At 62.6% G+C, this 24877-nt stretch carries 26 protein-coding genes and 1 tRNA gene; 6 read left to right on the forward strand and 21 right to left on the reverse strand.

Features of this window, described 5'->3' with window-relative positions; all coding sequences use genetic code 11:
- Positions 1–368: 368 nt before the first annotated feature.
- Positions 369–1016 carry a LolA family protein gene (locus tag H7692_RS10300; protein ID WP_222136778.1) on the reverse strand — a complete coding sequence of 216 codons (648 nt, stop codon included), beginning with the start codon at positions 1014–1016 and terminating at the stop codon, positions 369–371.
- Positions 1017–1121: 105 nt separating this feature from the next.
- Entirely contained in the window at positions 1122–3440 is a 2319-nt protein-coding gene (locus H7692_RS10305) for an FtsK/SpoIIIE family DNA translocase (protein ID WP_222136780.1), read from the reverse strand.
- Positions 3441–3566: 126 nt separating this feature from the next.
- On the opposite strand from H7692_RS10305, the gene H7692_RS10310 reads away from it, so the two are divergent.
- Positions 3567–4796: an FAD-dependent monooxygenase gene (locus H7692_RS10310; RefSeq protein WP_222136782.1), complete on the forward strand. Its 1230-nt coding sequence runs from the start codon at positions 3567–3569 to the stop codon at positions 4794–4796.
- A 97-nt stretch (positions 4797–4893) separates the two neighbouring features.
- Positions 4894–5595: a sigma factor gene (locus H7692_RS10315; protein WP_222136785.1), complete on the forward strand. Its 702-nt coding sequence runs from the start codon at positions 4894–4896 to the stop codon at positions 5593–5595.
- A 6-nt stretch (positions 5596–5601) separates the two neighbouring features.
- Here the strand turns inward: H7692_RS10315 and H7692_RS10320 are convergent, their stop codons facing one another.
- Together H7692_RS10320 and H7692_RS10325 are read right to left on the reverse strand one after the other, a co-directional pair.
- The gene (locus H7692_RS10320; RefSeq protein WP_201928357.1) at positions 5602–6252 is read right to left on the reverse strand and encodes an LON peptidase substrate-binding domain-containing protein; all 651 of its coding nucleotides are present in this window, start codon (positions 6250–6252) and stop codon (positions 5602–5604) included.
- Positions 6252–7163: a tetratricopeptide repeat protein gene (locus H7692_RS10325; protein WP_201928356.1), complete on the reverse strand. Its 912-nt coding sequence runs from the start codon at positions 7161–7163 to the stop codon at positions 6252–6254. Before H7692_RS10325 ends, H7692_RS10320 begins: the two co-directional genes overlap by 1 nt.
- A 230-nt stretch (positions 7164–7393) precedes the next feature.
- Here H7692_RS10325 and H7692_RS10330 point away from each other — a divergent pair.
- Positions 7394–7468 (forward strand) — tRNA-Gly (locus H7692_RS10330).
- A gap of 135 nt (positions 7469–7603) precedes the next feature.
- Here H7692_RS10330 and H7692_RS10335 read toward each other — a convergent pair.
- The 8 genes from H7692_RS10335 to H7692_RS10370 form a co-directional block, all read right to left on the reverse strand.
- Complete coding sequence (locus tag H7692_RS10335) at positions 7604–8821, reverse strand: hypothetical protein (protein ID WP_227340117.1); 1218 nt, start codon at positions 8819–8821, stop codon at positions 7604–7606.
- Positions 8821–10095: a hypothetical protein gene (locus H7692_RS10340; protein ID WP_227340118.1), complete on the reverse strand. Its 1275-nt coding sequence runs from the start codon at positions 10093–10095 to the stop codon at positions 8821–8823. Before H7692_RS10340 ends, H7692_RS10335 begins: the two co-directional genes overlap by 1 nt.
- Positions 10096–10349: 254 nt before the next feature.
- Positions 10350–10682, reverse strand: a complete 333-nt coding sequence (locus H7692_RS10345) for a hypothetical protein (RefSeq protein ID WP_227340119.1) — start codon at positions 10680–10682, stop codon at positions 10350–10352.
- On the reverse strand, positions 10673–11038 hold the full coding sequence (locus H7692_RS10350) for a hypothetical protein (protein WP_227340120.1): 366 nt from the start codon (positions 11036–11038) through the stop codon (positions 10673–10675). Before H7692_RS10350 ends, H7692_RS10345 begins: the two co-directional genes overlap by 10 nt.
- Entirely contained in the window at positions 11035–11433 is a 399-nt protein-coding gene (locus H7692_RS10355) for a hypothetical protein (protein WP_227340121.1), read from the reverse strand. Before H7692_RS10355 ends, H7692_RS10350 begins: the two co-directional genes overlap by 4 nt.
- Complete coding sequence (locus H7692_RS10360) at positions 11408–11809, reverse strand: hypothetical protein (protein WP_227340122.1); 402 nt, start codon at positions 11807–11809, stop codon at positions 11408–11410. The genes H7692_RS10355 and H7692_RS10360 overlap by 26 nt, the downstream gene beginning before the upstream one ends.
- On the reverse strand, positions 11802–12305 hold the full coding sequence (locus H7692_RS10365) for a hypothetical protein (protein WP_227340123.1): 504 nt from the start codon (positions 12303–12305) through the stop codon (positions 11802–11804). The genes H7692_RS10360 and H7692_RS10365 overlap by 8 nt, the downstream gene beginning before the upstream one ends.
- A 160-nt stretch (positions 12306–12465) precedes the next feature.
- Positions 12466–12882 (reverse strand): hypothetical protein, encoded by a 417-nt coding sequence (locus tag H7692_RS10370; RefSeq protein WP_227340124.1) that lies wholly within the window; start codon positions 12880–12882, stop codon positions 12466–12468.
- A gap of 58 nt (positions 12883–12940) precedes the next feature.
- Between H7692_RS10370 and H7692_RS10375 the strand changes: the two genes are divergently transcribed.
- Complete coding sequence (locus H7692_RS10375; protein WP_227340125.1) at positions 12941–13417, forward strand: hypothetical protein; 477 nt, start codon at positions 12941–12943, stop codon at positions 13415–13417.
- Here H7692_RS10375 and H7692_RS10380 read toward each other — a convergent pair.
- Positions 13379–13729, reverse strand: a complete 351-nt coding sequence (locus tag H7692_RS10380) for a hypothetical protein (RefSeq protein WP_227340126.1) — start codon at positions 13727–13729, stop codon at positions 13379–13381. The two genes, H7692_RS10375 and H7692_RS10380, sit on opposite strands and share 39 nt — an antisense overlap.
- Entirely contained in the window at positions 13726–14601 is an 876-nt protein-coding gene (locus tag H7692_RS10385; RefSeq protein WP_227340127.1) for a DUF5655 domain-containing protein, read from the reverse strand. The genes H7692_RS10380 and H7692_RS10385 overlap by 4 nt, the downstream gene beginning before the upstream one ends.
- Before the next feature lie 107 nt (positions 14602–14708).
- Between H7692_RS10385 and H7692_RS10390 the strand changes: the two genes are divergently transcribed.
- Together H7692_RS10390 and H7692_RS10395 are read left to right on the forward strand one after the other, a co-directional pair.
- The gene (locus H7692_RS10390; RefSeq protein WP_227340128.1) at positions 14709–15119 is read left to right on the forward strand and encodes a very short patch repair endonuclease; all 411 of its coding nucleotides are present in this window, start codon (positions 14709–14711) and stop codon (positions 15117–15119) included.
- 66 nt (positions 15120–15185) lie between these two features.
- The gene (locus H7692_RS10395) at positions 15186–16508 is read left to right on the forward strand and encodes a DNA cytosine methyltransferase (protein WP_227340129.1); all 1323 of its coding nucleotides are present in this window, start codon (positions 15186–15188) and stop codon (positions 16506–16508) included.
- On the opposite strand, the gene H7692_RS10400 is transcribed toward H7692_RS10395, so the two are convergent.
- From H7692_RS10400 to H7692_RS10430, 7 genes are all read right to left on the reverse strand, one after another.
- Positions 16485–17324 (reverse strand): hypothetical protein, encoded by an 840-nt coding sequence (locus H7692_RS10400; protein WP_227340130.1) that lies wholly within the window; start codon positions 17322–17324, stop codon positions 16485–16487. The genes H7692_RS10395 and H7692_RS10400 overlap by 24 nt on opposite strands.
- A 102-nt stretch (positions 17325–17426) precedes the next feature.
- Positions 17427–17834 (reverse strand): hypothetical protein, encoded by a 408-nt coding sequence (locus H7692_RS10405; protein WP_227340131.1) that lies wholly within the window; start codon positions 17832–17834, stop codon positions 17427–17429.
- Positions 17835–18293: 459 nt separating this feature from the next.
- On the reverse strand, positions 18294–20792 hold the full coding sequence (locus tag H7692_RS15180) for a phage/plasmid primase, P4 family (RefSeq protein WP_227340132.1): 2499 nt from the start codon (positions 20790–20792) through the stop codon (positions 18294–18296).
- A gap of 69 nt (positions 20793–20861) precedes the next feature.
- Positions 20862–21137 (reverse strand): helix-turn-helix transcriptional regulator, encoded by a 276-nt coding sequence (locus tag H7692_RS10415; protein ID WP_227340133.1) that lies wholly within the window; start codon positions 21135–21137, stop codon positions 20862–20864.
- Between the two features lie 90 nt (positions 21138–21227).
- Entirely contained in the window at positions 21228–21971 is a 744-nt protein-coding gene (locus H7692_RS10420) for a hypothetical protein (protein WP_227340134.1), read from the reverse strand.
- Complete coding sequence (locus H7692_RS10425; protein ID WP_227340135.1) at positions 21968–23275, reverse strand: tyrosine-type recombinase/integrase; 1308 nt, start codon at positions 23273–23275, stop codon at positions 21968–21970. Before H7692_RS10425 ends, H7692_RS10420 begins: the two co-directional genes overlap by 4 nt.
- Positions 23276–23607: 332 nt before the next feature.
- The gene (locus tag H7692_RS10430; protein WP_201928355.1) at positions 23608–24840 is read right to left on the reverse strand and encodes a DUF418 domain-containing protein; all 1233 of its coding nucleotides are present in this window, start codon (positions 24838–24840) and stop codon (positions 23608–23610) included.
- Between the last annotated feature and the right edge of the window lie 37 nt (positions 24841–24877).

The following is a 24877-nucleotide window of genomic DNA, read 5'->3' on the forward strand; positions in this document are numbered from 1 at the left end:
GAGGCTCTATCGGGGCGCGTCAACGCGTGCAACGGCATGAAGCCGGTTCACATGCGCAAAATACACTAAACCCCCGTCCCAGGGGCGGTGGAACGGGGGTTCAAGGTCAGCGTTCGTCACGCTCTTGAAAGAAGGTGCCTGGCGGTCCGGATGGGGCAACAGGGGGAAACCCAAGTCCGGATGCCTTGGTGGCGCCTTCGAGGGTTGAAATAGCCCTTTTTCCCTGTCGCCAAGCTGAACGAGAAGGGGCTTCTTCGGGGGCCTCCTGTCGTTCGTCGACGTTGGTTGTCGGTTCGCCGGAAAAAGGGTGGCGGCTCCGGCTGTTGCCGAGCCGCCACCCTTTGCGCGACGAAGGAAATGTCGGTGTGTCAGCGGCGCTTGCGCGGGCGCGGATCGGTCCAGCGGAACGTCGAATCGGCGACCGCGACGTTGAACTTCTGGTTCGACAGGTCGATTCGCGTGCGATTATTCTGCGAATCGAGCGCGACCCAGCCGCGCAGTCGCAGCCCGCCCGGCGCGCCGCCATCGCGGACGAAAACCATCGTGATTGTCCCATATTCGGGGCGCTTCGCGTCCTTCACCTCGACGCTCAACACATCCTTGTTCCCGGTCGGGACGAGCTTTGCATATTTGGACAGATCGCGGTCGGGGTCGAGCAACGCGCCGAGCGGCGAATTCTTCACCGGCCAGCTTTGCACCTGCTTGACCTCATAATCGATCATCGTCAGGCGGCTGCCGTCGCCGACGATCAGCAACGGGACATCCTTCTGATATTGGAAGCGAATCTTGCCCGGCCGCTTGAGCGTCAGCTTCCCGGACAGGCGCTGGCCATTGCGATCGGTCTGCACGAAATCGGCGACCATCGAGTTCGTCGATTTAAGGTGCTGCTGGACGGCGGATAGCGTGCCCGAGGTTTGCGCAATTGCCGGGACCGCCAGCGCAAGGCCGCCGGCCGCGACGGGCGCAAGCGCCCAAGCTGCGGCGCGAAGGGGGAATCGAAAGCGTTTCGGTTTCATCAAATTCTCGTTCTGCATGGGGCGGAAATGCCATGTGGCGATTGAATAGGCGGTGAACCCGCCGGTTCGCCAGCGTTCAACTTCCGGGACAGCGCCGGGGTTGCATCAACGCGGCTGGCCATATTGGTCGGTCAGCACGTCGCGCCGCCCGACATGGTTGGGCGGACTCACCAGCCCTTCCTCCTCCATCCGCTCGATCAGCCGCGCCGCGCTGTTGTACCCGATGCGCAATTGGCGCTGGAGCCAGCTCGTTGACGCCTTCTGGCTTTCGACGACGATCTGGCACGCCTTGGCATACATGCGGTCCTCGGCGCTGTCGCCGCCGGCCGGCGCGCCCTCCATCGCAAAGCCGCCGTCCTCGGGGTCTTCGGTGACGCTTTCGACATAGTCGGGGCGCCCCTGCCCGCGCCAATGATCGGCGACCTTGCGCACCTCGTCGTCCGACACGAACGGTCCGTGGATACGCGTGATCTGCTTGCCGCCGGGGACATAGAGCATGTCACCCTTGCCGAGCAGTTGTTCGGCGCCCGCCTCGCCCAAAATTGTGCGGCTGTCGATTTTCGACGTGACGTTGAAGCTGATGCGCGTCGGGAGGTTCGCCTTGATGACGCCGGTGATGACATCGACCGACGGCCGCTGCGTCGCAAGGATCAGGTGGATGCCCGCGGCGCGCGCCTTTTGCGCGAGCCGCTGGATCAGGAACTCGACTTCCTTGCCCGCGGTCATCATCAGATCGGCGAGCTCGTCGACGACGATCACGATCTGCGGCAGCGGCGCATAGTCGAGCGTCTCTTCCTCATAGACCGGCTGGCCGGTCTCGGGGTCGTATCCGGTCTGGACGCGGCGGCCCAAGGATTTGCCCTTGGCGAGCGCCGCGCGCACCTTGTCGTTGTAGGACGCAAGGTTGCGCACCGACAGCGACGACATCATGCGATAGCGATCCTCCATCTGCTCGACCGCCCATTTGAGCGCGCGGATCGCCTTTTTCGGCTCGGTCACCACCGGTGCGAGCAGGTGAGGGATGTCGTCATAGACGCTGAGCTCGAGCATCTTCGGGTCGATCATGATCAGCTTTACCTGATCGGGACCGAGCCGATAGAGCAGCGACAGGATCATCGCGTTGAGACCCACCGACTTGCCCGACCCGGTCGTGCCCGCGATCAGCAGGTGCGGCATCGGCGCGAGATCGGCGATTACCGCGTCGCCGCTGATATTCTTGCCGAGTATGATCGGCAGCGCACCGCTTTGATCGTGGAACAGGCTGCTGCCGATAATCTCGTGCAGCACCACCGCTTCGCGCTTCGCATTGGGCAGCTCGATGCCGATGACCGTGCGTCCGGGGATCGGCGCGATACGCGCCGACAGCGCCGACATGTTGCGCGCGATGTCGTCGGCCAGGTTCGACACGCGGCTCGCTTTGGTGCCCGGCGCGGGCTCGAGCTCGTACATGGTGACGACGGGACCGGGGCGCACCGCGGTGATCACGCCCTTGACCTGAAAATCCTCGAGCACCGATTCGAGCAGCCGCGCATTGCGTTCGAGCGCCGCCTTGTCGATCTGCCCCGCCGGGCGCTCGGGCGCGGGGGCGAGCAGGTCGATCGACGGCAGCTGGTAATTGGCGAACAATTCGCTTTGCGGTTTGGACTTGGGCTTCGACGGCGCCGAGCGTTCGACGGGGTCGGCGATCTCGGGCGGTGCGCGGTCGCTCGGTTCGGCGCGCGGGCGCGGGCGGATGACGCGCTCCATCAAATTGGGCGCGCGCGGCGTATCATCGGCGGCTGCGGGCGCGGCCGGTTCGACGACGCGGCTGGCCCCGGCGGCGGGCAGGCGGAGCCGCTGCGCCCACCCTTTTTCGAGGCGCAATGCGCGCCACGCGAGCCAGAATCCGATACCGGCCAGTGCGAGAATCGTGCCGATGCGGATCAACGCCGCCGCCGGATCGCCTGCACGTTCGAACAAGGGAGTGATCGCGCCGCCGACGATCAGCGCGATGATGCCGCCCCATCCCGCAGGCATCGCGGCGGTACTCGCCGGCGCCCACAGTTCGGCGCCGAGCCCGATGAGCAAGATGCCGGCGAGGCTATAGGCAAGCTGACGCTTCCAATAGGGCTGCGGATCGCCTTTCCAAAGTCGCCACGCGAGGATGCCGAGCAGCGGCAGAAGCAGCACGACCGGCGCCCCTGCGATCGACAGGCCAAGGTCGGCGAACCACGCCCCCGCGCGCCCCATCCAATTGGCGGCATCGCCGCCCGCTGCGGTGTTGAGCGCCGAATCGGTGCTGTCATAGGTGACGAGGGCGAGTGTCAGGAACAGCGTGAAGGCGCCGAGAAGGGCGGCAGCCGCGATCACCAGCGACCGGGCGATGCTCGCCTTGAAAACGGAGCGCCAATCGGCCTTGGTCGAAGCGGCCCTGCGGCTAGCCATGCGTATTGCGGTCCCGAAAAAGAAGAGGTGCGACGATATGCGCACGCGGCGGAGTCGCCGTCAAGCACGCGCCCAAGAACGTCGCTGCGACTTTCCAATCACGCCGCCGCGGTCTAGGGCAAGGCCATGAGCGAAACCTTGCGCAGCGATGTCCTGATTTCGGGCGGCGGACTTGTCGGCCAGACGCTCGCGCTTGCGCTTGCGCATCATGGGCTGACCTCGCGCATTGTCGACCCCGCCGATCCGCTCGCGACGATCGCGCCCGGCTTCGATGGCCGCGCTTCGGCAATCGCCAGCGCCACATGGCAGATGTTCGGCGTGCTCGGTCTCGCCGACCGGCTCGCGGGGCATGGCTGCCCGATCCACGCGATCAAGGTCAGCGATGGTGGACAGAAGGGCGAGCTCGACTTCGTGACCGCGCCGGAGGATCGCGCGCTCGGGACGATGATCGAGAATCGCCAGCTTCGGCTTGCGCTCGCCGATGCCATCGCCGACGCGTCGCTCGTCTCGCGCCACATGCCGGCAAAGGTGACGCGGCGCGACATCGACGGTCATGGCGTCACGCTCACGCTTGCCGACGGCACGCGGCTCGCCGCGCCGCTGTTGATTGTTGCCGAGGGACGACGCTCGCCGACGCGCGACGCGACGGGCTTCAGCATCGCCAACTGGTCCTACCACCATCATGCGATGATCGGCGCGGTCGCGCACGAAAAGCCGCATGGCGGCGTCGCGCACGAAATCTTCTTCCCGTCGGGGCCGTTCGCGCTGTTGCCGCTCGTCGACGACGCCGAAGGGCGCCACCGCTCTGCCTTCGTCTGGACCGTGGCGGAAAAGGATGGCCCCGGTTTCGCCAAGCTCGGCGACCGCGGTTTTACCGCCGAACTCGAAAAGCGCGCAGGGGGGCTGCTCGGGTCGATGGAGCTTGTCGCGCCGCGCATGACCTATCCGCTCGGTTTCCACCACAGCGCCCGGATTGTCGGCGATCGCGTGGTGCTCGTCGGCGATGCCGCTCACGGTATTCATCCGATCGCGGGGCAGGGGCTCAACCTCGGCCTGCGCGACGCTGCGGCGCTTGCCGAAGTGCTCGTCGATGGCGCACGCCTGGGCCTCGACCTTGGCGATGCAGCGCTGCTCGCGCGCTACCAGCGCTGGCGCGGGCTCGACAGCCTGATGGTCAGCCTCGCGACCGACGGGCTGACGCGGCTGTTCGGTATTCCGGGACGCACCGCATCGGCCGTCCGGCGGGCCGGCCTCGGCGCTGTGCAGCGGCTGCCCGCGCTCAAGCGTTTCTTTATGGACGAGGCGCGCGGCGAGGCCGGCGATCTGCCGCGCCTGCTCGCCGGGACCGAAATCTAGGTATTTCTACGTAAGCGCCGCGAAAGCTGGCGCCAAGCATCCTTGCCTATCCCTGTCCGCGCGGCACCGACGCCGCGAAGCGATGGGGACCGAAGCCATGCCCTCCAAGAACGAAGCTCTCGAGAACGCTGTGAACGAACTGCTACAGGCGCGCACCGCGATCGACGCCGCGCCCGGACTGCGCGCGCAGGTCCGTGCCGACCGCTGTTTCGCGCGGCTCGCTGCACTGCTCGCCCCGCGCGTCCGTTATTTCACGCGGCGCTATGGTCTGTCCGATGTCGCCGAAGATGCCGAACAGGCGTGCGCGATCGCGCTCCACCGCGCCGTCGGCCAATATGATCCGTGCCGCGCGCGCTTTACCACCTTCATCGACTGGCAGATTCGCGCCGAGCTTCAGGCCTTGCGCACGCGGCTCTACGGCGACAGGCGGTCGGCGGGGCGCCGTCGTGTCGGCGCCTGGCTCTCGCTCGATGCATTGCGCGCCGACGGCGCCGACGACTGGCTGGCCGATGAAGAGGCCGAGGACGCCACCGAGGCCGCGGCGAGCGACTGCCTGGCGCAATGCGTGACCGATCGCCTCGTCGACGATTGGGCGCGCCGCCGCCATGCTGCCCTTTCGCGCGGAACGGGGCGCGGGGCTGTGCAGGTCGAGGCGCGCGTCGCTGCCGAACGCGCGCTGGTGCTACGCCGCCTGAGTGACAGCGAGGCCGCAAGCGAGCGCCTGCGCGAAAGCGACCGCCATATCGTCCGCCGCGCGGTCGCCGACATCATTCGGCATACACGGTCGAAGCCGCACTGAAGGAATTTACTGGAGCGTTGCGCGTCCGTCGTCGCCGTCGAAGCGTCCGAAAAACTGCATCATCTGCACGACCAGTTCGGCGCGGGCGTCGATCGAGGCGGTTTCGAGCAGCGCCTGTTTCGCCGCCGCGTCGAAGGGTGCGACCTGCGCGATGCCGTTGACCAATGTCGCATCGTCGAGCTGGCCGACCGAATCCCAGTCGACGACATAGCCTTGCCGCGCCGCGAAGCGTTTGGCTTCGCGCTCGAGGCTCGCGCGCTCGATGCTCGACAGTACCGCGCCGTCTTCGGCCTCGATCTCGAGCTCGGCCTCGACCTGGCGAAAGGGCGTCGTGACGTCGAGTTCGCGGCGCACGCGGAACCGCGCGACGCCTTCGAGGACGAGGTTGAAGCGCCCTTCGTCGAGCGCCTCGACATCGACGACACGCCCGACGCAGCCGACGTCATAGAGCGCCGGCGGCTCGCGATCCTCCTCGCCGGGCAATTGGCGCGGCTGGATCATCCCGATCTGACGGTCGCGTGCGAGCACTTCGTGCACCATCGCCTTGTAGCGCGGTTCGAAGATATGGAGCGGCAGGTGCAGCCCCGGAAACAGCACCGCGCCGGGAAGCGGAAAGATTGCGATCCGCTGGATGGTCAAGGGCGCTGCTTCGGACATCAGCCGAACAGGATCAGCGAGAGGCGGCGGCGCTGCGCCGATACCCACGGATCTTCGAGGCCGACGGCTTCGAACAGTTCGAGCAGTTTGGCGCGCGCCGCACCCTCGTTCCATTCGCGGTCGGCCTCGACGATGTGGAGCAGATTGTCGGCAGCGGCGTCGCGCTGGCCCGCGCCGATCTGCGCGGTGGCCAGGTCGAAGCGCACCTGATGATCGTCGGGGTTCGCCGCAACTGCATCCTCGAACGCCTTGAGCTCGCCCGCGTCGGGGGCGTCCGCAGCGAGCGCGAGCGCGCTTTTGGCCTGCGCAATCGCCGCGTCATTCGCAATGTCGGCAGGTACTGCGTCGAGCGCCGCCTGCGCGGCTTCGGTGTCGCCGACCAAAATGAGCGCGCGGACAAGGCCGCCGTGCGCGGCGGCGCTGTCGGGTGCCATTTCGACGATCTGGCCGAAAATCCCGGCAGCGCGTGCTCCGTCGCCCTCGGCGAGCACCGATTCGCCCATTTCGATGAGCGGCGCGATCTCGACCGCGCGGTCCTTCGCCTCGCTTTCGATGGGAAGCTGACCGAGCAGCTGGTCGAGAATCGCCTTGAGCTGGCTTTCGCTACGCGCGTTGGTCAGGTTGGCGACCGGCTGGCCCTGGAAAATCGCATAGACGGTCGGGATCGACTGCACCTGGAACTGCGACGCGATGAACTTGTTCGCATCGACATCGACCTTGGCGAGCACCACGCCCTTGTCGGCATAATCGGCCGCGACCTTTTCGAGCACGGGGGTAAGCTGCTTGCACGGGCCGCACCATTCGGCCCAGAAATCGAGGATGACGAGTTTCGACATCGACGGTTCGACGACGTCACGGCGGAAATCCTCGACGGCTTGCTTGTCGGCGGGGTTCAGTCCCAGGGTGGCCACGGGCGATTGCTCCTTCAATTGTCGCTGTTGCGCCGGACGGCGGCGCAAGCCGGAACCGCTTCCGCGCCGGCGGGACAGACTCATCGGACGCTTATGTGGGAATTGACGGCGATATGCCAACCCTTCGGGATGCTTCGACAGGAAAAGCACAAACAGGGCTTGCCGACTCCAAAAGCCGGTGCTAATCGCGCGCCTCACCCGCTGGCACCACCCGGTCGCCAGCCGCCAGAGCGGGCGTAGCTCAGGGGTAGAGCACAACCTTGCCAAGGTTGGGGTCGAGGGTTCGAATCCCTTCGCCCGCTCCAGTTTTTCCAACATTCTCGTGGTCTAGGGTCGCAGTCAGCGACCCTTCAGGTTACCGGCTAGGTTACCTAACCTTTGGCTTCGGTATCCGCAGGAAATTGATATTTCGGATTGCAGCCGCTGAGCCACAACGCGCTTCAAAGCAGCGTGGGGCTATTGCTGTCGCCATCCTTATCGGACTTAGCGTTCTCTTCTGCGGTAGCATTTGAGTCATCGGTGTCAGTCGCCGACACGGGCGACTGAGAGCCTTGGGGGGCCTTTGCTTGAATTTTGCCAGATGGTGATGGTGACGCGGTGAGCGAGGCAGGGGCCGCCGTTACGAACTCCTCACTCAACAGCGCGGTCCGCTTGGCTCCAACGAAATCGGCGAAGACTCCGATAATGGACTTCGCCTCGATACTGAGCCCAATAAGACCTTCCCGTGCCCGAGCGTGCGCCCGGCTTTCCAACTCTCGAGCTATCGGAAAGAGAAGTGCCGAGTTTTGCTCCTTTGCGAAAAATTCGGCGATGATCTCAGCCCGAACCTCGGCGAACATTTCCTCCAGCGCATCGCTTGTCTGCCGAGCTAGTGCGCGACCGTTTTTCACTCCTCTGGAGATTACTGAGAGTACCGTGTCGATGCTGCCCTGCACCCGATTGTCGCCCGAATCCCCATAGGTTACGCCAGCGTACAAGAGCCTGTAGCGCGCCTTCGGTTCCTCGAAGGTCAAGCGCTCAAGTGCAGCGTCCAAAGCCATGCAAGCCAGTGCTGCGGATAGGAATGCGCCTCGGAGGGCTTGCTCGCGGTGTTGAGGGCGGGTGGCGGCGCGCTCGGCGAAGAAGCGGAAGGATGCAATCGCCCTGTTGAACGCAGGGTAGGGGGCGAGGCTAACTACGCCGGACTTTGCGGCTGCAATCTGCTTGAGCCAATCGCCATCTTGCTTGTGCCCTCCGTAAGACTGGATGCTCGCCGTCAGTTCTTCGAGGCTCAACCGCTCCTTTAAAATGTCGTCGTCGCCCGCCCAATGACGGAGGTAAGCCGCCGTTAGCAACGCAACCTTTTGGTGCTGCGCGAAGCGCGTAACCTTAGCATTAGTGTCGGTGGTGGTTACCACCGCCCGGTCGCAGGAGAGTGCAAGTTGCATCCCCCGAGCCCACATTATTCGCTCGAAGGCCTTGGGCGACTTCTTGTCCTTCACATCCACTAAAGCCCGGGTTCGAATTCCGCCGCCTTGTCGGCCGTAGAGCCAAACATCGACGTCGGTAACCTCCTCTTCTTCGAACTGGATTGAGACGCTGCGGAGCGCGACGAAGCCCTGTCGCGCGAAATACGCCCGCGCCAACTCCTCAAGACCCGCACCCTTCGCCAATGTCATCAACCCCCGCTCCTGAGGCGGTCAAGTGCGTCGTGCACGAACCGCTTATCTCCAATGTCGTTCTTAGCCCGTACCTCGTTTCGAGTCGCGTGGGGACCCTTGAAAGCACGGGCCGGGGAGCCATCCATGAGGACAGCTTCCTGCGCCGCTGCGCCACCCCGGACAATGGTGAGGGCGAGCTCTCCTACATCCTTCTTGAGAAGGCGCATCGTGAAGCGGCCGTAGCTTTTCTCCGTGACCTCGACAACTTGTCGGGCTTCCAGTTCTCGATAATCCTCGCCGATAGCGCGAACGCCCCCTGCCTTCGCAGCCAACTCGTCTCCGCGAACCAATGCCCGAATGAGGGCATCGGGCATCGTGATTTGCCCGCGAGTGTGATGGCTCCGGGTCTGACCGTAGGTCAACGATGCGATAAGCGCCTTGGCGTCGTCAATAGGGTCCTCCTCAAAGGGGCGCCCGTACTTCTGGAAGTCATTTGGCGAGGCTACGTACCCGACCGACTCGGTACTATTGCTAACCTCCATCCGGTCGAAGAGGCCAACGCTGACCAACCGCTTGTAGAGGTCTGCGCCAAGCATTTTCTGGACGTCGGCGTCATATAGCGCGCCGTGGCGCCGCAACTTGTCTTGCACCTCCGATAAGCGTGTCCGCTCGTCGGCCTTGAGTTGTTCTAACACACGGTGCGCTTTCTCGGCGTATTTGCCGTCGCGGAACGTGTGCGAGTTAAACAGGATGCCATTGCCCCGTTCACCCTCTTCGTCGACGAGTGCGGTCTTCTTCGAAAGGTCGACTAGCGTTGTCGCGTCGGCCTTCTTTAGCTTGTGCGTGTCTGAGATGTACTCCTCGGCCTCGGCGCGCTTCATCGGCTTGCCGGAGATGCATTCCGAGAGGTCGATTATTGCCTGCTCGTCCGCACTCGGCCCTTGATCGTCGAAAATCTCGACGGTGGCTTCCAATACCGCCTGCGTCGTCGCCCCCAAGACGGCGATGGAGCCATCCTTCGCGACGTCAACGCGGCCTGCATCCTTGAGAATTTGCAGTCCGTCGCGTCGGGCTGATTTGTCGATGCCATTCAGTTGGCAAGCGTTGTCGACGACCTGCTTCGAGATGGTAAAGGTGCTGGCCTCATCGGAGTGCCGACGGAGCAAGTTGTACAGGCGACCGACTTTCCCCGAGTACGTGATGTTCTCAAGTCGAGCGGCACCTGCCCCGGAATATCCGTCTAAACTCTTGGACTGAGCGAGAAGCCACGCCCCTTTGGTCTTGGTATCCATCTTGATCGGGGAGCTTCCCCCTCCTTGTTGAGCGGGAGAAGTAGTGACGTAATCAAGGATTTACCAGAGGCGTATTTAGATTGCGTAGGGGCTGACCGCCTCCGCCTTGTTCACGCACGGCAGGCAGAGCCGATGGTGCGCACCCTCGCTCTCGAAGGGCTTACGGCATCGGAGGCAAGGCCGGGTCTCGGTCGGCATGGGTTCGCCATGCACGTCCCGGCGCTTACGCCCCATATGCGTCAGGCCCGCGTTGCTCACGAGACTTCGAGCATCGCCAGCATCGTGCCATAGGCCCGGCGCTCGTCCGCGCTCATCGTATCGCGGACGAGTTGCTGGTTGTCGGGCGACCGGAACACATCCACCCAGACCTCCCGCTCACCGGGCTGGCGGATAAGCCCGAAGTAGGCCCCGAGCTCCTCAACCGCCACACCGTAGATGGCCGAGACGCGCCGGACGAGCTCGAGGGTGGGCCAACGGTCCTTCACGGTGGCAATGGCGGCGGAGAGCGCCACCGTGTGCGCCCTCCGGGTCCGCTCGTCGAAGCGGGCCATATAGTGGTCCAGGACCGCCTCTTCGTTCAGTTCCATTGTTCGCTCTTCCCGAACACGGCGGACTGCTTCGAGCGCATCGCCGCCATCTCGGCCGCCCGCTCGCCCTTCGCCAGCTCGATTATCACCGGGTCAGTGCCGGAGTGGTCGAGGAGGGCCTTGCTCACGGTCACGCCGGTCTGCTGCGCGATCTCGCCCGCGCGGACCATGATCGCATCGGCATATTCGGCAGCCTTGTATAGCGGCTCCGCTTCGCCCGCGACAATGTCAGCAGCGTTCTTACGAATGGCGACCGAGCTGCTCTTCATAATCACGGCGGTTGCACCCTTCACGGCTGGAACGTCCACCGAGGACACCTCGGTCACGGTCATATCCCGGATAATCATCTTCTTCATGCTACGGTCTCCTGTCGCGGAGCTAGATCGGCGAGGTTGTTCGCGGAGGTTCGCTGCACTGCATCGCGTATTGAGCCCTGTGCTCGGGCAGGTAGGAATGGAATGCCGAGGTGCCGGACGAATTTCGGTGCCGCGATTTGCATCTGGCCCATCAGCAGAGTTCGAAGCACTCGTCGAAGATGCCCGCCGGTTCCATGATCCGATGCGCCGGAAGAACGTACTTCGGCAAAGAAGGCGTCGTCAGCAGCTAGCAGTTCCTCGATTGCCGCCTCGATCTCGACAATGGCATCATCGACGCGCTTGGCCGCCTCTACCCTTTCTTGCGCGAGTTCGCCAAGCCGCTCGAGCAATCCGACCGGCTTTGCTTCCTCATGCTGCTTCTGAAATAGTCCCATTGTCGGCTCCTTCGGTTTCTGTGTGGTTGCTCAAGGCCACGCGGACCGACGCGATCACGTCCCGTGCCTCGTTCGGCTCGAAGCCCGCGCCCTCGAGGTCGCTGCGGCGCAGTCGCCAGAATGGTTCGTCGAATGCGGGCCGCTCGGCCTCGTCCCGGGCCTTCATCAGCACCCAGCGGTCATAGACGCTGGCCGGTTCGCGTTCCCCGCGTATCAAGCGGTCCTCGTCCCACAGGACTGCAAGCTCGGGGCTGGCAGGGGCTTTCTCGCCCAGCTCAAACAGCGCAGATATGCGCAGCGCGCGGCGCTCGTCCGGGGTCATCAACCGATAGCCCACGGCGAAAGCGAGGAGGTCGAGGGCGCTGTCCCTATTCATTGTCGATCACCTGGGCCGGAGCCGGAAGTTGTGGGCGGAGATTGCTGGCCATCTGGAGGGCGACCTTCGCCACGGCATCGCCCAGCAGCCCGGCCTCGAGCTCATGGGTCACGCGCTTCGTGACAGCGATGCTCTGCGTCTCCCGATAGGCGGGCAGCATCGCCCGGGCGCGAAGCTCGAGTAGGCGGTCCGAATACTTGCGGACGGTGCCGACAATGCGCTCCTTGTGGCGGCCCCCGAATATCGGCTCGTCCCACCCCTCTTGCGCGCGGCGGTAGAGCTCATGCTCGATGCTGGCCTCTGCGGCCTCAACCGCTTCCTGCCACTGGCGGGCAAACTCTTCATCACGCTCCCGCTCGTCCTTGAACGTGCGGACAGCGCCGTACTGGCCGGATGCGCGCGGGCTGGCAGCACGGGCGGCCCGGACGATGATTCCATGCCGGGCGAGCTCGGCCAGAAAGACCTTCTTGCGACGATCGGTCAGCTTCGTTTGCATAACCGGAAAGGTAGCTGGGGCCCGCTGGAAACCGAACGGGTTAGCATTGATGAGAAGGCAGAAACCGGGCCGGCAACCTCGCGCCAGAGAAGTGACTGCCGGGGCCATCGAATCATGGGCGAAGGCCCCGGCCGCCCGAACCTAGAGAGGGTTAGGCGCTTCACGCAGCCGGGCGAGGGTCCCCGGGGTGATGGCCCTCGAGGCCGTGATCGTGCTGCACGGGCCGCGCCGCGTGTTGGATGATCGAGAGGGCGCAAACAGCGGTGGCGTGGACTGGATCGCAATCCCCCGGCGTCACCGGCGCATTCTCATTGCCCCAATATGTCGAGTCCAGCGCGTAGGCGGCAAGAGCGCCCATCCATGCTACCGCCAACTCGTTCGCCATCGGCGTGTCGCCATGCGTGACGAAGGCCCCCGCGATGCTGAGGGCGGTGTATGCGCCCCAATAACCATCGAAGCGATCTGTCGCGTCACGGCCCATCCCGCGCCCGAGCTCGTGGATCAGGTAAGCGATCTCGTCCTCGGTCCAGTCATCGAAGCGGCCGAGCCGCGTCGCAGCTAATGTTTGGTCTTTCATGTGTCTTCTCCTTCTGCGAATCACAGGAGAAGGAGGCCACAGCGCCGGGGCTAGGCCCATGACGACAATTTTGTACGAACGGGGGAAGAGCTTGCGCCATCAACTGACCGGAAACTCAGGGCTGTACCACGTCGCACGGGAGCTATCCCGGCGCGGCTGGCACGTCATGCCCACGGTTCGTAACGCACGGGGCGCGGACCTCTATGCCGCCAGCGATGACGAGGCCACCGTCCTGCCCATACAGTCGAAGGCACTGTCGAAGCGCTCAGCCGTCCCGCTGGGCAGCACGCTCGACAACCTCCGCTCCCCTTGGTGGATCATCACCCTGAATGCCAACTCGGCCTCGCCCGTCTGCTATGTCCTGACCCTCGAAGAAGTTCGGCAACTGGCAGCCCGGAACGTCAATTCGAGCGGACAAGTGTCGCACTGGTTGGAGCCGAAGGTTTATGCGGTGCCCGAATTCGAAGAGGCGTGGCACCGGCTAGGGGACCCGAACCTAACAGTGTTTTCGATAGAGCCTGTCGAAGTCGACTGAATCAACTACACCCATGTCGCCAAATATTTCTCTCGCGGCGGGCGATAGCGCTTCGCCCGGGTCGAGCTGCGCCTCCCTACTGCTAAGTGTGACATAGAAGCGTTTGTTGCCGACATACCCGCCAAATCGATTTTTTGAGTTCACGTGACCGCAGACCACATCAGGATTGCGCTCGCTTCGGGCAACATTCTCAAACTGTGCGGATTCAGGGTCGGTCAACGTGGCACGAACAATCTCTTCAGCTTCGGATCGCCCGCTGTCAGCGCACCCACCCACGGCTGCTACAACGAGTATCGCGGGGCCGAGTTTCACGATGCCCGCCTCTCATAAGCAAGTTCCATCAATTCCTTGAGTGTAGCGGCCGTACCTTTGACCTGCTCCTTCGACAGCCGAAGGCGATAGAGGCCCCACCGCTTGTTATATTCAAGTGCCTCGATGCCTGCGTCTTCGATTTTGGCGTCGAGCTCCTCTGTTTCGGGCAACTTCACTTCGAAATTGATGTGATTTTTCTTGGGCCGAAAGCTGACAAAGTTGAAGGGTTGGCCGTCGCGAGACAGACCAATATAGAATTTATTGAACTTCAGTTCCAAAGATGGATCGAACTGCCGGACCATCGCCAGCAGGTCGTCGGCCAAGGCGACCGTAGCCTTTGTCGCCCGCTTTTCCCAGTATGCCCGGTCGGTAGGTGCAGCCTCGGCATCTTCGTCCTCATCGACAAGACCGCGTGACATTTCATCCATGACCGTCGTGAAAACCAGTGTCACGTTCTCGCCAATCCGCAAGGCCTGCATCTGGATGGCTATCAGGGGGATCGTGCCATTAAACAGCGATATGACGTTCAAGAAGCGGCTTGTTATGTCTTCCGCTACGATAACGGCGCAGTGGTCGTATTGGGGATATCGCTTTCGCTCGATGTCCCAATATTCGATAGTGCGAATGATGTGGGCCTCGTCGGTCGCCCCAAGCTGCAACTCAACCTCGTAGCGGCGCTTCGTGTCTGCATCTTGAAGTAGCAGGTCGAGCCGTCCCGCTCGCGGGTGAATTCGTTCCTGATCTCGAAGCACGAGGTCGCCAAGGCCCAATATCGAAGGGTCGTCTGCGATCAGTTGTTGAACCCACTTCTCTGAAAACTCGGGATGGGTTCGCATCAGCAAGCGTTCTGGTTTTACATATCCCTTGCTCATTGAATCCCCCCTTGGTGCTTCTAGTTGTCCTAATGCGAATCTTTGCGGACGCCAAACGTATGCGAACAGCATATCTTTGGTCGACATGACGAGCTAAGTCCGAGGCTATGGTCGACCACGTTTCTCCAGACCGACGAAGCCGCATTATGGCACGTGTGGGGCAAAGGGACACCAAGCCCGAAATGATCCTGCGAAGGGCGCTTTTCTCACTCGGGTATCGCTACCGACTGCACTCGCGTCGCCTGCCGGGGCGACCCGACCTCGTATTCCCGGCTCGGAAAAAAGTGATCTTCGTTCATGGTTGTTTTTGGCATGGTCACGGGTGTCGCTGGGGAAAGCTGCCCAAGACGAGGCTCGATTACTGGGAGCCCAAGATTCGTGCGAACATCGAACGAGACCGTCGGGCATTGTCCACGCTGGCAGAGCAAGGGTGGACTTCTTATGTCGTGTGGCAATGCGAACTGCGACAACCGGAGCTCGTTATCGAACGTGTGGAGGAGTTTCTTCGCGGTCCCTGACCGGCTTTGCTTTCACGTTTCGTTCCGTTAAGACCCGGGGAGGATACCCGGCAAATAGGACTTCTCATGCGGCGACCAATCGGAATTGACCTTTTTGCTGGCGCAGGCGGTATGAGTTTGGGTTTCGAGCAGGCTGGTTTCGACGTAGTTGCTGCTGTCGAGATAGACCCGATTCATTGCGCCACCCATAAGTTCAACTTTCCCGACTGCACGGTTATCCCGAAATCAGTGACGGACGTTACCGGCGCAGAAATCCGCGAAAAGGCGAAACTGGGCGACAAGAAGGTCGATGTAGTTTTCGGCGGTGCGCCCTGCCAAGGCTTCTCGCTCATCGGCCAGCGCGCGCTCGACGATCCGCGCAACTCCCTCGTCCGCGACTTCGTGCGCATCGTCCATGAACTCGAAGCGCGTTACTTCGTGTTCGAGAACGTCAAAGGGCTGACGCTAGGGAAGCATCGGAAGTTTCTCGAAGAAGTCATCGAGGCATTCGAGAACGGTGGCGAATATCGCGTTGTGCTGAAGGAGCAGGTTCTGAACGCGGCGGACTACGGCGTTCCGCAAAATCGCCATCGCTTGTTCTTGATGGGCGCGCGCAAGGGATGCGCACTGCCGCAGTATCCCGAACGCTTAAGCCATGCCGCGGGCACAACGAACTGTGGCTCGCCGGATGGCCCAACCTGTGAAGATGCGCTTGGCGATTTGCCCGACGCGGAGCAGTTCAAGTCGCTTTGGAACAGTGACGAGGTTTCGACGACGAAATGGGGTGATCCAAGCCCCTTTGCCCAAGAGCTTCGCTGCATGACTAACGACGCGTGGCATTTCGGGCATCCGCGCGACTGGAACCCATCGTTGCTCACGTCGAGCCTTCTGACCGATCACACGGAAATTTCGCGGCGGCGCTTCCGCAGTACCGAGGGCGGTAATGTCGAGCCTATCTCGCGCTTCTTCAAGCTGGCATCGGATGGTGTGTCGAACACTCTGCGCGCTGGCACGGATGCCGCGCGCGGCGCTTTTACCAGCCCCAGGCCGATCCACTACAAATACGACCGCTGCGTCACCGTGCGCGAAATGGCGCGGCTTCACGGCTACCCCGACTGGTTCCGGTTCCATGAGACGAAGTGGCACGGTGCGCGGCAGATCGGCAATTCCGTGCCGCCTCCGTTGGCGCGAGCAGTCGCCGGGAAGGTGATTGAAGCACTCGGCTTCGAACCGACACGTCCGACTGAAAGCCTGACGCTTGGCAAGACGGCTCTACTGCGAATGGACATGTCGCAAGCCTGTGAATTTTTTGAAATCGAGAATCCGATCAAGGCGCGCGACCGCAAGAGCGGCGCGCGGAAACGCAAGCAGTCGGAAATCGAGGCGTCAAATGCCCTTGATGCGAGGTAGAAGTTCAAAGATCGCATCGCTCGCGAGCGTGAGCGAAGTGAGATTTTCAGCATCGGCCTTCGCGACCGCCTCAAACTCAGTCACGTAGAATCCGACTCCCTTGATGGCCCGCAGCCCAATCGGCACAACGGTCTCGACATCGTCATTTGCCGCAAACGCTGCCTGAACCTGATTGATAATCTGGCTCGGGATAAACGGGTCTTTGGCCTGCTTCGCTTCACAAGTCACCAACACCGGCTTTGGCTCCTTGGCACTCCCAGCATGGCCAAGGAACAAAGCGTCGATTTCTGTCGAGCGCAGTTTGATGCCCATTTGCAGGTGCGCAAGCTCGAGGAACTGGAACGATCCCGCTACCGCAAAATGGGACTCAATGACCTTGAGGTTGATCGCCACCTGTATCAGCCATGTCTCATCTGACCTGCCAAGGGATTTCGTTACCAGCGGAATGCTTATCGACTGGATCTTGTACCGGTCGGCGTCGAGGCGGACGGGAAATTCCTCAGGGAAAGCGTCTGTTTGCCCTTTGGCAAATGGGATGAACTCGAAACACTCTCCCGCGCCTGTTCGTTGGACGGCAGCGTAACCCTTCATTGCAACAGACACGGGCCAATTCTTCGACGTGTTTCCGCCTCGCAAGAGGTCCTTCATAAAATTAGCCGGATTGCGGTCGCTGAGCTTTACCCCTTTGGAACGGCAATCACGGATCGCTTCGGCAACATCGTCGAGGCTCATCAATGTCCGGCGTAGCGAATTGCCCTGCTCATCCCAGTGCTTTTCGAACAAATGTTCGATGACGATCGGTTTTTGTGAGGCCATACTCGACACATAGCTCAGAGCAATTCTTCATGGAAGCAGCGACCAGATGCTTTCCGAAGCTTGAGCTCGTAACCTTCGGCTTCAAGCAGTTCCTGCTCATCGTCAGGGCAGAACATGAGCGCAGAGTTCACCCAATGCGGTGAGCCCAAGTTCGGCTGAACGCCAGCGATCCTTACCGTTAGGAATGCAATGTACGACCGGGCTGTCGCCGTGGGTCCAGTCAAATCGACCGGCATGCATTACCTTGTTGGTCATGTCCCTGAAATGGAGGTCGAGCCGCTCGCCATCTGCTTGAACAACGATGCCAAGCGGCGGATAGCCGCTATCTTTGAGCCGTTCTGCTAAGCCCAGCATATCATCCAGAAGGCGCAAGTCCGAAGCAATCTCCGCAAGGGCGTGGTCTGCCTCGACTTCCATGCCTCCGCTTGTCACGGCAGACTGATACCCAAAGGTAAGCACCACCTGCAAATTGCGGCGAATAATTCTAGCGATCTCTTCCGGCCTATGCATGGAACCTCCTAGGGAATTTCTGCAGCAGGTGGCACGAACGAGGCAACAAGTTTGCGCCAAAGGAAACCCGGGCGGTAACCTAGATCGGGCGGAATCGGTTAAGCGCCCATTGAATCATGGAACAGCAGGGGCTCGACCCGGACCTCCCTTAGGTTCGGCCCCAGCTCCGGGCGGCCGATCTCGCGCCCGCGCGCGCGGGGACCAGCGGCTCAAGCGGGCAGGCGGCGGCACTTTCCGCCCCGCGTCCGACTTTCACCCAAGCAACGGCCGGGTAAAACTCCACGTTTTCTGGGCTACGGCCGGAACGGCCGGGTCCGTGGCTATTCTGTTCGTACTATTCTATGCCCCCCTTCCCTTCCTCCCCTTCGATCTATTGGGTAGGGAAAAAGTCAGCCGTCCCGGCCGCACCCACGTTTCCTGTGGGTTTCGACCCGGACGTAACCCGGACGTAAGTCGGCCTTAGCCTTGGTAACCCGGCCCTCCGTAGTGATACCCGGCATCTTGGGCATATCCGCCGGACCGGAGCCTCAAGCCCATGTAGGACGGCACGCGATCATCGGTCCCGGGCTTGCCCGTCCCGATGCCGGCCGCTTCCTTGAGTGCCTGGGTCAGCTTCGTCTTTCCGCCGGGGCTTTTCTCGCCATTGCGTTCGCACCAGCGCAGCCACGCCGCATACATTTCATCCTTCGGCACGCTGAACCCCGGCCCGAGGTCGCACATCTCAGCGAGAAACGCGGCGATTGGCGAACTGTGCTGCTGAATATCGTCAATCGCGCCCTGCGAGGCGGAGGGCAGCGCGAATTGTCCCCGTTCTTGAAGGCGTTTCCATCCGGCGATTGCCCAATTCAGGATGCCGGGCAATTCGGGAAGCAGCCTGTCGATCAGGCCACGATCCTCCTGCCCGAGAAAGCTCTTGTCGAACATCAAAGGCACAAAGCGGTTCGCCAGCGCGGGGCTGTTCTCGTCATCGAACCTCGGCAGGCCGTTGGCGAGGATCAGGAACCGGACGCTGAGGCTACCGTGCCAGTACTTGTCACCCTTGCGGTTCACGCTGACCGGGTCCTCGCCCGAAATGCGCAACAGGTTGGTGGCGATCTCACCCAGATCAGACTTCCGACCCAGCCTCATATCGGTGATGGCGGCAACCTGTTTCCCGATGAGGGGCTCGAGGCCGAAATCCTTGCCGAGCTCGCTCACGCTAGGCGCTGCGACATTCGGCCTGCCGATCAGGCCTGTCAGCACCTTGAGGATGGTCCCCTTGCCACACCGGGGCGGCCCAACCAGCAGGAAGATTTTCTGCAACGAGGTGTCTGGCAGCAGCAGATAGCCGAACACCTCCTGTAACACGTCCGGCTCCGGCCCGTCCGGCCACAGCGACCGAAGGAACTTGATCCACTCCACGGGTTCAGGCGCACCGGGGTCATACTCGAGGTCCAACGCGTTCCGGGTGAAGAAATCCGGCGTGGGTGGCAGCAATTCACCGGATGGCAGGTGCAGCAGGCCGTTGCGAAGTGAGATGATCTCGAGCGGCGGCGGTCCCGCTTCCCCCAGCCATACCGGCGGTGCCTTCGCGTCCGCCTCCTCGTGGCAGACCGCTTCGAGCCCCTCGGTCACCCTCCTAACCTTCGTGGGGTCCGGGTTGAACGGCTGATAAATCGGCTTGTCGTCCTCGACCTTCGCGACAACTACCGCATCGTTGAGGATGTGATACAGCTTCGACTGCATCGTCTTGGCCTCCACCAGCGCGTAGGCCCCGTTGCGATACTCAAGCCAATCGCCGTTCGTGTGCAGGGTGTTCGGGAAGAGCTCGGCCCGGAGCCGCTGCGCGGTGCGGAACGGGGTGGCGAATGACAGGACCCGGCGACCGTACTGGTCAACATCATGCGCGAAGTCGCACGCACGTTCGATCTGCCGCTCAGCATATCGGATGGCCCCGCTGCCCTTGTCGAGGACGCTGGCGGATATCCCGTAATCCCGATCAAGGATCACGGCGGCAATCGTCTGGTCATCGCACCCGGCTCGGACAAGGTCGCAGCAAACCGCGAATAGGGGTTCAGACCTCGAGCCGTACCGTGCCTGTTCGTCCGGGTCGCAACCCTGCACGATCAGCATTCGGGTCCGGCCGCTCACGGCATCGGGCAGCATCTCGATGTCGAAGGGCGGGGGGAGACCCTCGAGCTTTACTTTCCCCTGTCCGGCGGCTGGGGCGGCGCTCCTAGCTGGTGCCTGCCTGAATTCGCCCAGGTGATAAACCCGGTCATCGTGCCGCTCGATTGTCGAAGCGAGGACCGGGACCCGCCCGGCCTTCCGCTTCTTCTCGTTGGGCAGGTTGATCGTGCCCGGAAGCCGCATCACCCGATCACAGTTGTGGCAGCTATCGGCTAGGAAAAGCGGGCTGTCGGAAAAGTCGATCTCGATTTGCTCGTTGTATCTCTCCGCCTCCTTGGCCTCCTCGATTTCGCCGCCGATGTAGAAGCTGCGCTCTTCGAGACGCCAGAACCCCTGCGCACCGTTGCCGCTGTCCAAGATCAGGGACGGCAGAGGGCGGTAGGAACGCAGCGCCGCGACGGCCGCCTCCTTCGCTTCATCCGGGTCAATGTTCTTCCGGGCATCGAGGTCAACGTGACCCCAAGCGAACTCCTCCACGTCCTCTTTCTTCGCCTTCGAGCTTATGCGCCCGATTGTCGGGTTCACCGTCCAGTAGAGGTTCATGCGGCCGGAGCGCTCACTGAGCCACGCCAACGCGCGGTCCTCTTCGCCGGAGAAGAATGTCTCGGTGTGTGTCTTCGGCCCCCTCTCGGGCGGGTCCGGGAATATCGCTGTCAGCGCCCAAGGTCCCTCGGGACGGACCCATTGCAGGAATGCGATGGCATCTTCGAGGCGGGCCTCGGGGAGCGTGACTTCGCCGTCAACGGTCCGCTCTTCGTCCCCGGGGCTGGGGGCATTATACTCTTCCACGGAAAGTCTCCTTTCCACCCTGTGAATTGGGCCGTTCGCCTCTGATGGTCAGGGCGGGCGGCCCTACAGTCAGGCGGCCTCGGCTACGCGCTCGAGCTTCTTTGCATCGACCCACGCCTCAACCTCGCTACGGACCCACGCAACGCGATTGGGTGCGAGCTTGACCGGCCTCGGGAACTCGTCGCGCATCATCAGACGGCGCAACACGGATTTGCTCAGTGTCGTGTGCTCGATCACGTCAGCCCGGAGCATGAATGCCGTGGACTTGGAGCGCTTCGGCTCCTTCTTCTCGGCAGCGTCATCAGCGCTGGCCTCGATCTCTTCGGTGGGTGCCTCTTCGGCCATGTCGTCCTCCTTATCCCGCGCGGTTCGCTGCGGTTCGGGAGGGTATTCGCCCGGATCACTGACCCGGGAAATTATGGCTATTGGGTACGATTACACGCGCGCGCCCGGCTCCGGCGCATCACGCCAAGCAGCGATCTCCCGGAATGCCAGCCTCTCATAGTCTGCCAATTCCCCTCGGCTGTCTTGGCCCAACCGGCGGTCGAGCGAGGCGAGCTCGTCCGCCAGCCACGCCACTGCCTCGCTCGGAGCGTGGGGGTCATCGCCGTGATCGTCCTTCGCCGTGCTGTAGAGAGTGGCGGTGACGGACCTGCCCGTCGCATTGCGCCAGTCCATGAGCACGAAGGCGGCCGCCCGGAGCTCCGGCTCGCTCGGCCTCTTGCCCCGTGCCGTCCTTTGCTCGCCCTTCCTTCGGTCCCCCTGTGTGGCATTCTTCGGCGGCCCGCCCCGTTCGCGCCGGATGAGGAAATCCATGAACCCCTCGCCGTCATCGTCACGGGTGTAGAGCCAATACCAGTACTGGATGAGGAGGTCGAAGGGACAATCATCCGCGCCAAGGGTGGTTCGGCGGATATGCTCGAGGTCCTCTTGGATGAGGTCCGCCAATTCGGGCGACTTGCGCCGGATGCCCTCAATGCGGCGCGGCGTTTTCGCGGCCCGGGCCTGTCGCCGGGCCTCTCCGAGCAACTCTTCCCGCTTTAACGCAGCGGGGGCCTCGTGGAATGCCGCATCGGCGTGGGCGCGGGCCTCTTCCTCCGTCCATTGGGCCATCGGGACCGGAGCCGGGAGGTCGGCAACCATGCGCTCGTATTCAGAAAGCCAATCGTCTCCGCTCATGCCCAGAGTGCCCCCCAGCGCAGCATCGCCTCTCGGACCTCGGATGCGTAGGTGTGCTTGTTGTAGGTGCGCCGGAGTTTCTCCCTCGAGTGACCGAGGACCTCCTCGATATGTTCGCCCGGGATGCCCATCTCGGCCATGCACGTTGCCACCGAACGACGAATGTCATGCATGGTCCAATGCTCCATCGGCTCGGGCGGCTCATCGCCCCGTTCCACTGCGGCTTCATTCGCCTTCTCGCTGATGATGCGCATGATGCGATCCTGTGCCTTCGAATATCCGCTAACCGGGGTCTTGCCCCCGGTCGAGGAGAACACGAATTTGTCCTTGAACACCGGAACACTGTCGAGGACTTCGACCGCCGGAGGGGACAGGTAGAATGTGCGGCCCCGGCGGTTCTTGACCCGAGAGGGCACGAGAACAACGGCGGGGACCGTCTCCTCGTCATCCTTGTCGAGCTTCACGTCTCGCCGCTCGCTCCGCTCCATTTCCCCGATCTCTGCCCGCCGCGCGCCCGTGAGTATCAGCATACGGTACATCGGCCCAAACGGATTGCCCATCTCGCCCGCCGCGTCCCATACTTGGCGAAGCTCGTCCATCGAGAGCACCCGCTCCCGTTCGGTGTACGCCTCGACCCGATCAAGGCGGCTAATCGGGTTGGTGGTGATGAGCTGACGATCAACCGCCCAATGGAAGAACTTGCTGAGGTGCTTCCGCATCTCGATTGCGGCCGGTTCGCCGCGCCCCGAAACGACCTTGTCGAGGACGGCGTGAATGTCGGCGCGTGTTATCTCGGAAAGCTCCCGGCCGTGCCACTTCTCGAGTTCGGGCTTCGTGAGCCAATTCCGGGCGAGCTCCTCCCGATTGCCGCTCTTGGCCGTCACCGGCCGGGCGTACTCGTCAATGAAGCGATCAACGAGCGCTTCGACCGTGCGGGACGAATGGCCGGAGGCGGCCTCCTTCCTCTTCTCGGCGTAGTCCACGCCTTGCGAGGCCAATTCCATGATCTCGAGCGCCTGCTTCCGGGCATCGCCGTACTTGACCTCCTTTGCCGTGCCGAGCGTGACGCGGGTGGGCGGACCCTTCTTGGGCGTTCCGGCGTTCGTCACCTTCCCCTTGCCCGCGACACGGTACACGACAGACCACGTCATCTTGCCGGTGGGCGAGACCCGGAGCCGGAGACCGTCGCAAGCGGTGTCCCTGACCTCGAGCGCCAACGCACCCTTCGGGACCCTGAGGTTGCTCAAGTCAGCGTTCGCCAGCCGCCGCTGCTCCATCGGGTACTTCTTCGCTGCGCTTGCCATCCCGGCCCTCCTCAGTAATCTGAGGATACCGGCTAGGTTACCGGTACCCGGGTCCCGGCGAACCCCGCCGAAACCTTCCGAGCTCCGAATAACCCGTAAACCGCAGTAATCCTAATGTTTTCCGAACGCGACGGATTCCTCCGGAACCTCCCGGACCGCAGGAGGCGGACCTTGCCAAGGTTGGGGTCGAGGGTTCGAATCCCTTCGCCCGCTCCATCGTCGTTCATTCGACAGACCTTTCGAAACTAATCGCTCTTATGGTTGGCATCGGCCAGCTGTCGCCGGCCATTTCGACGTCGTCGAGGTGCCCTCGGTCATTTGCGATAGAATGGTCAGCCGACAGTAACCGTTCCGGGAGGGTCAATATTCGCGGAGCGCGCAGGATAGGTCAGCCGCCGCCACAGCCATTCCAACGGTCCCTGACGATGCGAGCCCAGCCACCAGCGGCTCCAAGCCAACATCAGCGCGAAGAAGGCGAGTCCAATCGCATAGGTTTCGGGCACGCGAAGCGTACCCATCATCCCCAACCCGATCCCGTAAAACAGAAAGCTCATCACCACGCTGGTCGCAACATAGTTTGTTAGCGCCATTCTCCCCGCGTCCGCCAGTGCGCGCTCGACCCGCGGCAAACGGGAGATCGCCAGGAGAAAGGTCGCCGCATATGCGAGCCCCAACGGCGCGGTTCCGGCGAGCGAAGACCAGTGGGATTGCTGGTGGGGCATCTGTTGCGCGTAAACGATCGCGCACGGAACCCCGATGACGGCCCCGCCAAGCGCGACCTGCCAAAGCAGGCGACGATTGCCGATCAGTTGCCCGCGCAGGAGCAGCCGACCCGCCCACATGCCGAGGAGCATCGTCCCCAACACCTTGATAAAGCGCCAGTCCTCGATCCGGGATATGATCCCGAACGCCCACTCGGATGCCGCACGCGGCACGAACTCGGCGAAGCCTCCGGTGGCGAGGTCGTTGAAATAGGCATCGTTCGAGGTAGCGGTGCCGCCGGCGCCGACATAGATCGCCATGGCGGCGTCCCACATCGGTTTCGTCCAGTCCGGATGCGGCACGGTGACCAGCCATACCAGCAGTGCGGGTACCACGAAAATTAGGAGTGCCGATACAAGCAGCAACGCCCGGTCCGACAAGCGTCGGAAGAGGGGCAGGGTAAATCCCATGAGCGCGTAGAGCATCAGGATATCGCCCGGCCAGATCAGGCAGATATGGATCAGACCGAACATGAGCAGGACCGCCATTCGGCGACGGAAGATACGGATGCCTTTGGCGCCACGCGCTTCCAGCCGCTCGAGCTGCAAGGAAAAGCCGAGCCCGAAGAGCGCGGAAAAGATCGTGTAAAATTTGCCGTCGAGCAATCCGTTGAAGACAGCGGCAAACTGCTGCAGCGTAATGCCTCCCAACAGATCGGCGGTACGATCACCGGCGAACGGGATTCCGATCCACACGGGCAGATTTGCGAGCAGGATGCCGAAAAGGGCAAAGCCGCGCAAAGCATCGATCTCGGTAAATCGATCGCCGGGGTCCGCCGGGGCAATGAGACTCGCGGTCTTCATCTCGCGTGATGCCTTTTTGGATCGGTTGACCCTAACA

The organism is Sphingopyxis sp. P8 (assembly GCF_020622175.1).
Taxonomy (GTDB): domain Bacteria; phylum Pseudomonadota; class Alphaproteobacteria; order Sphingomonadales; family Sphingomonadaceae; genus Sphingopyxis; species Sphingopyxis jiangsuensis.

Coding starts and splice junctions, on each gene's coding strand:
- H7692_RS10375 (WP_227340125.1), top strand. CDS start 12,941: ATGACGACAATTTTGTACGAACGGGGGAAGAGCTTGCGCCATCAACTG.
- H7692_RS10405 (WP_227340131.1), bottom strand. CDS start 17,834: ATGCATAGGCCGGAAGAGATCGCTAGAATTATTCGCCGCAATTTGCAG.
- H7692_RS10425 (WP_227340135.1), bottom strand. CDS start 23,275: ATGGCAAGCGCAGCGAAGAAGTACCCGATGGAGCAGCGGCGGCTGGCG.
- H7692_RS10430 (WP_201928355.1), bottom strand. CDS start 24,840: ATGAAGACCGCGAGTCTCATTGCCCCGGCGGACCCCGGCGATCGATTT.
- H7692_RS10340 (WP_227340118.1), bottom strand. CDS start 10,095: ATGGATACCAAGACCAAAGGGGCGTGGCTTCTCGCTCAGTCCAAGAGT.
- H7692_RS10305 (WP_222136780.1), bottom strand. CDS start 3,440: ATGGCTAGCCGCAGGGCCGCTTCGACCAAGGCCGATTGGCGCTCCGTT.
- H7692_RS10365 (WP_227340123.1), bottom strand. CDS start 12,305: ATGCAAACGAAGCTGACCGATCGTCGCAAGAAGGTCTTTCTGGCCGAG.
- H7692_RS10300 (WP_222136778.1), bottom strand. CDS start 1,016: ATGAAACCGAAACGCTTTCGATTCCCCCTTCGCGCCGCAGCTTGGGCG.
- H7692_RS10420 (WP_227340134.1), bottom strand. CDS start 21,971: ATGAGCGGAGACGATTGGCTTTCTGAATACGAGCGCATGGTTGCCGAC.
- H7692_RS10310 (WP_222136782.1), top strand. CDS start 3,567: ATGAGCGAAACCTTGCGCAGCGATGTCCTGATTTCGGGCGGCGGACTT.
- H7692_RS10320 (WP_201928357.1), bottom strand. CDS start 6,252: ATGTCCGAAGCAGCGCCCTTGACCATCCAGCGGATCGCAATCTTTCCG.
- H7692_RS10415 (WP_227340133.1), bottom strand. CDS start 21,137: ATGGCCGAAGAGGCACCCACCGAAGAGATCGAGGCCAGCGCTGATGAC.
- H7692_RS10335 (WP_227340117.1), bottom strand. CDS start 8,821: ATGACATTGGCGAAGGGTGCGGGTCTTGAGGAGTTGGCGCGGGCGTAT.
- H7692_RS10370 (WP_227340124.1), bottom strand. CDS start 12,882: ATGAAAGACCAAACATTAGCTGCGACGCGGCTCGGCCGCTTCGATGAC.
- H7692_RS10350 (WP_227340120.1), bottom strand. CDS start 11,038: ATGAAGAAGATGATTATCCGGGATATGACCGTGACCGAGGTGTCCTCG.
- H7692_RS10360 (WP_227340122.1), bottom strand. CDS start 11,809: ATGAATAGGGACAGCGCCCTCGACCTCCTCGCTTTCGCCGTGGGCTAT.
- H7692_RS10345 (WP_227340119.1), bottom strand. CDS start 10,682: ATGGAACTGAACGAAGAGGCGGTCCTGGACCACTATATGGCCCGCTTC.
- H7692_RS10390 (WP_227340128.1), top strand. CDS start 14,709: ATGGTCGACCACGTTTCTCCAGACCGACGAAGCCGCATTATGGCACGT.
- H7692_RS10315 (WP_222136785.1), top strand. CDS start 4,894: ATGCCCTCCAAGAACGAAGCTCTCGAGAACGCTGTGAACGAACTGCTA.
- H7692_RS10395 (WP_227340129.1), top strand. CDS start 15,186: ATGCGGCGACCAATCGGAATTGACCTTTTTGCTGGCGCAGGCGGTATG.
- H7692_RS10385 (WP_227340127.1), bottom strand. CDS start 14,601: ATGAGCAAGGGATATGTAAAACCAGAACGCTTGCTGATGCGAACCCAT.
- H7692_RS10400 (WP_227340130.1), bottom strand. CDS start 17,324: ATGGCCTCACAAAAACCGATCGTCATCGAACATTTGTTCGAAAAGCAC.
- H7692_RS10355 (WP_227340121.1), bottom strand. CDS start 11,433: ATGGGACTATTTCAGAAGCAGCATGAGGAAGCAAAGCCGGTCGGATTG.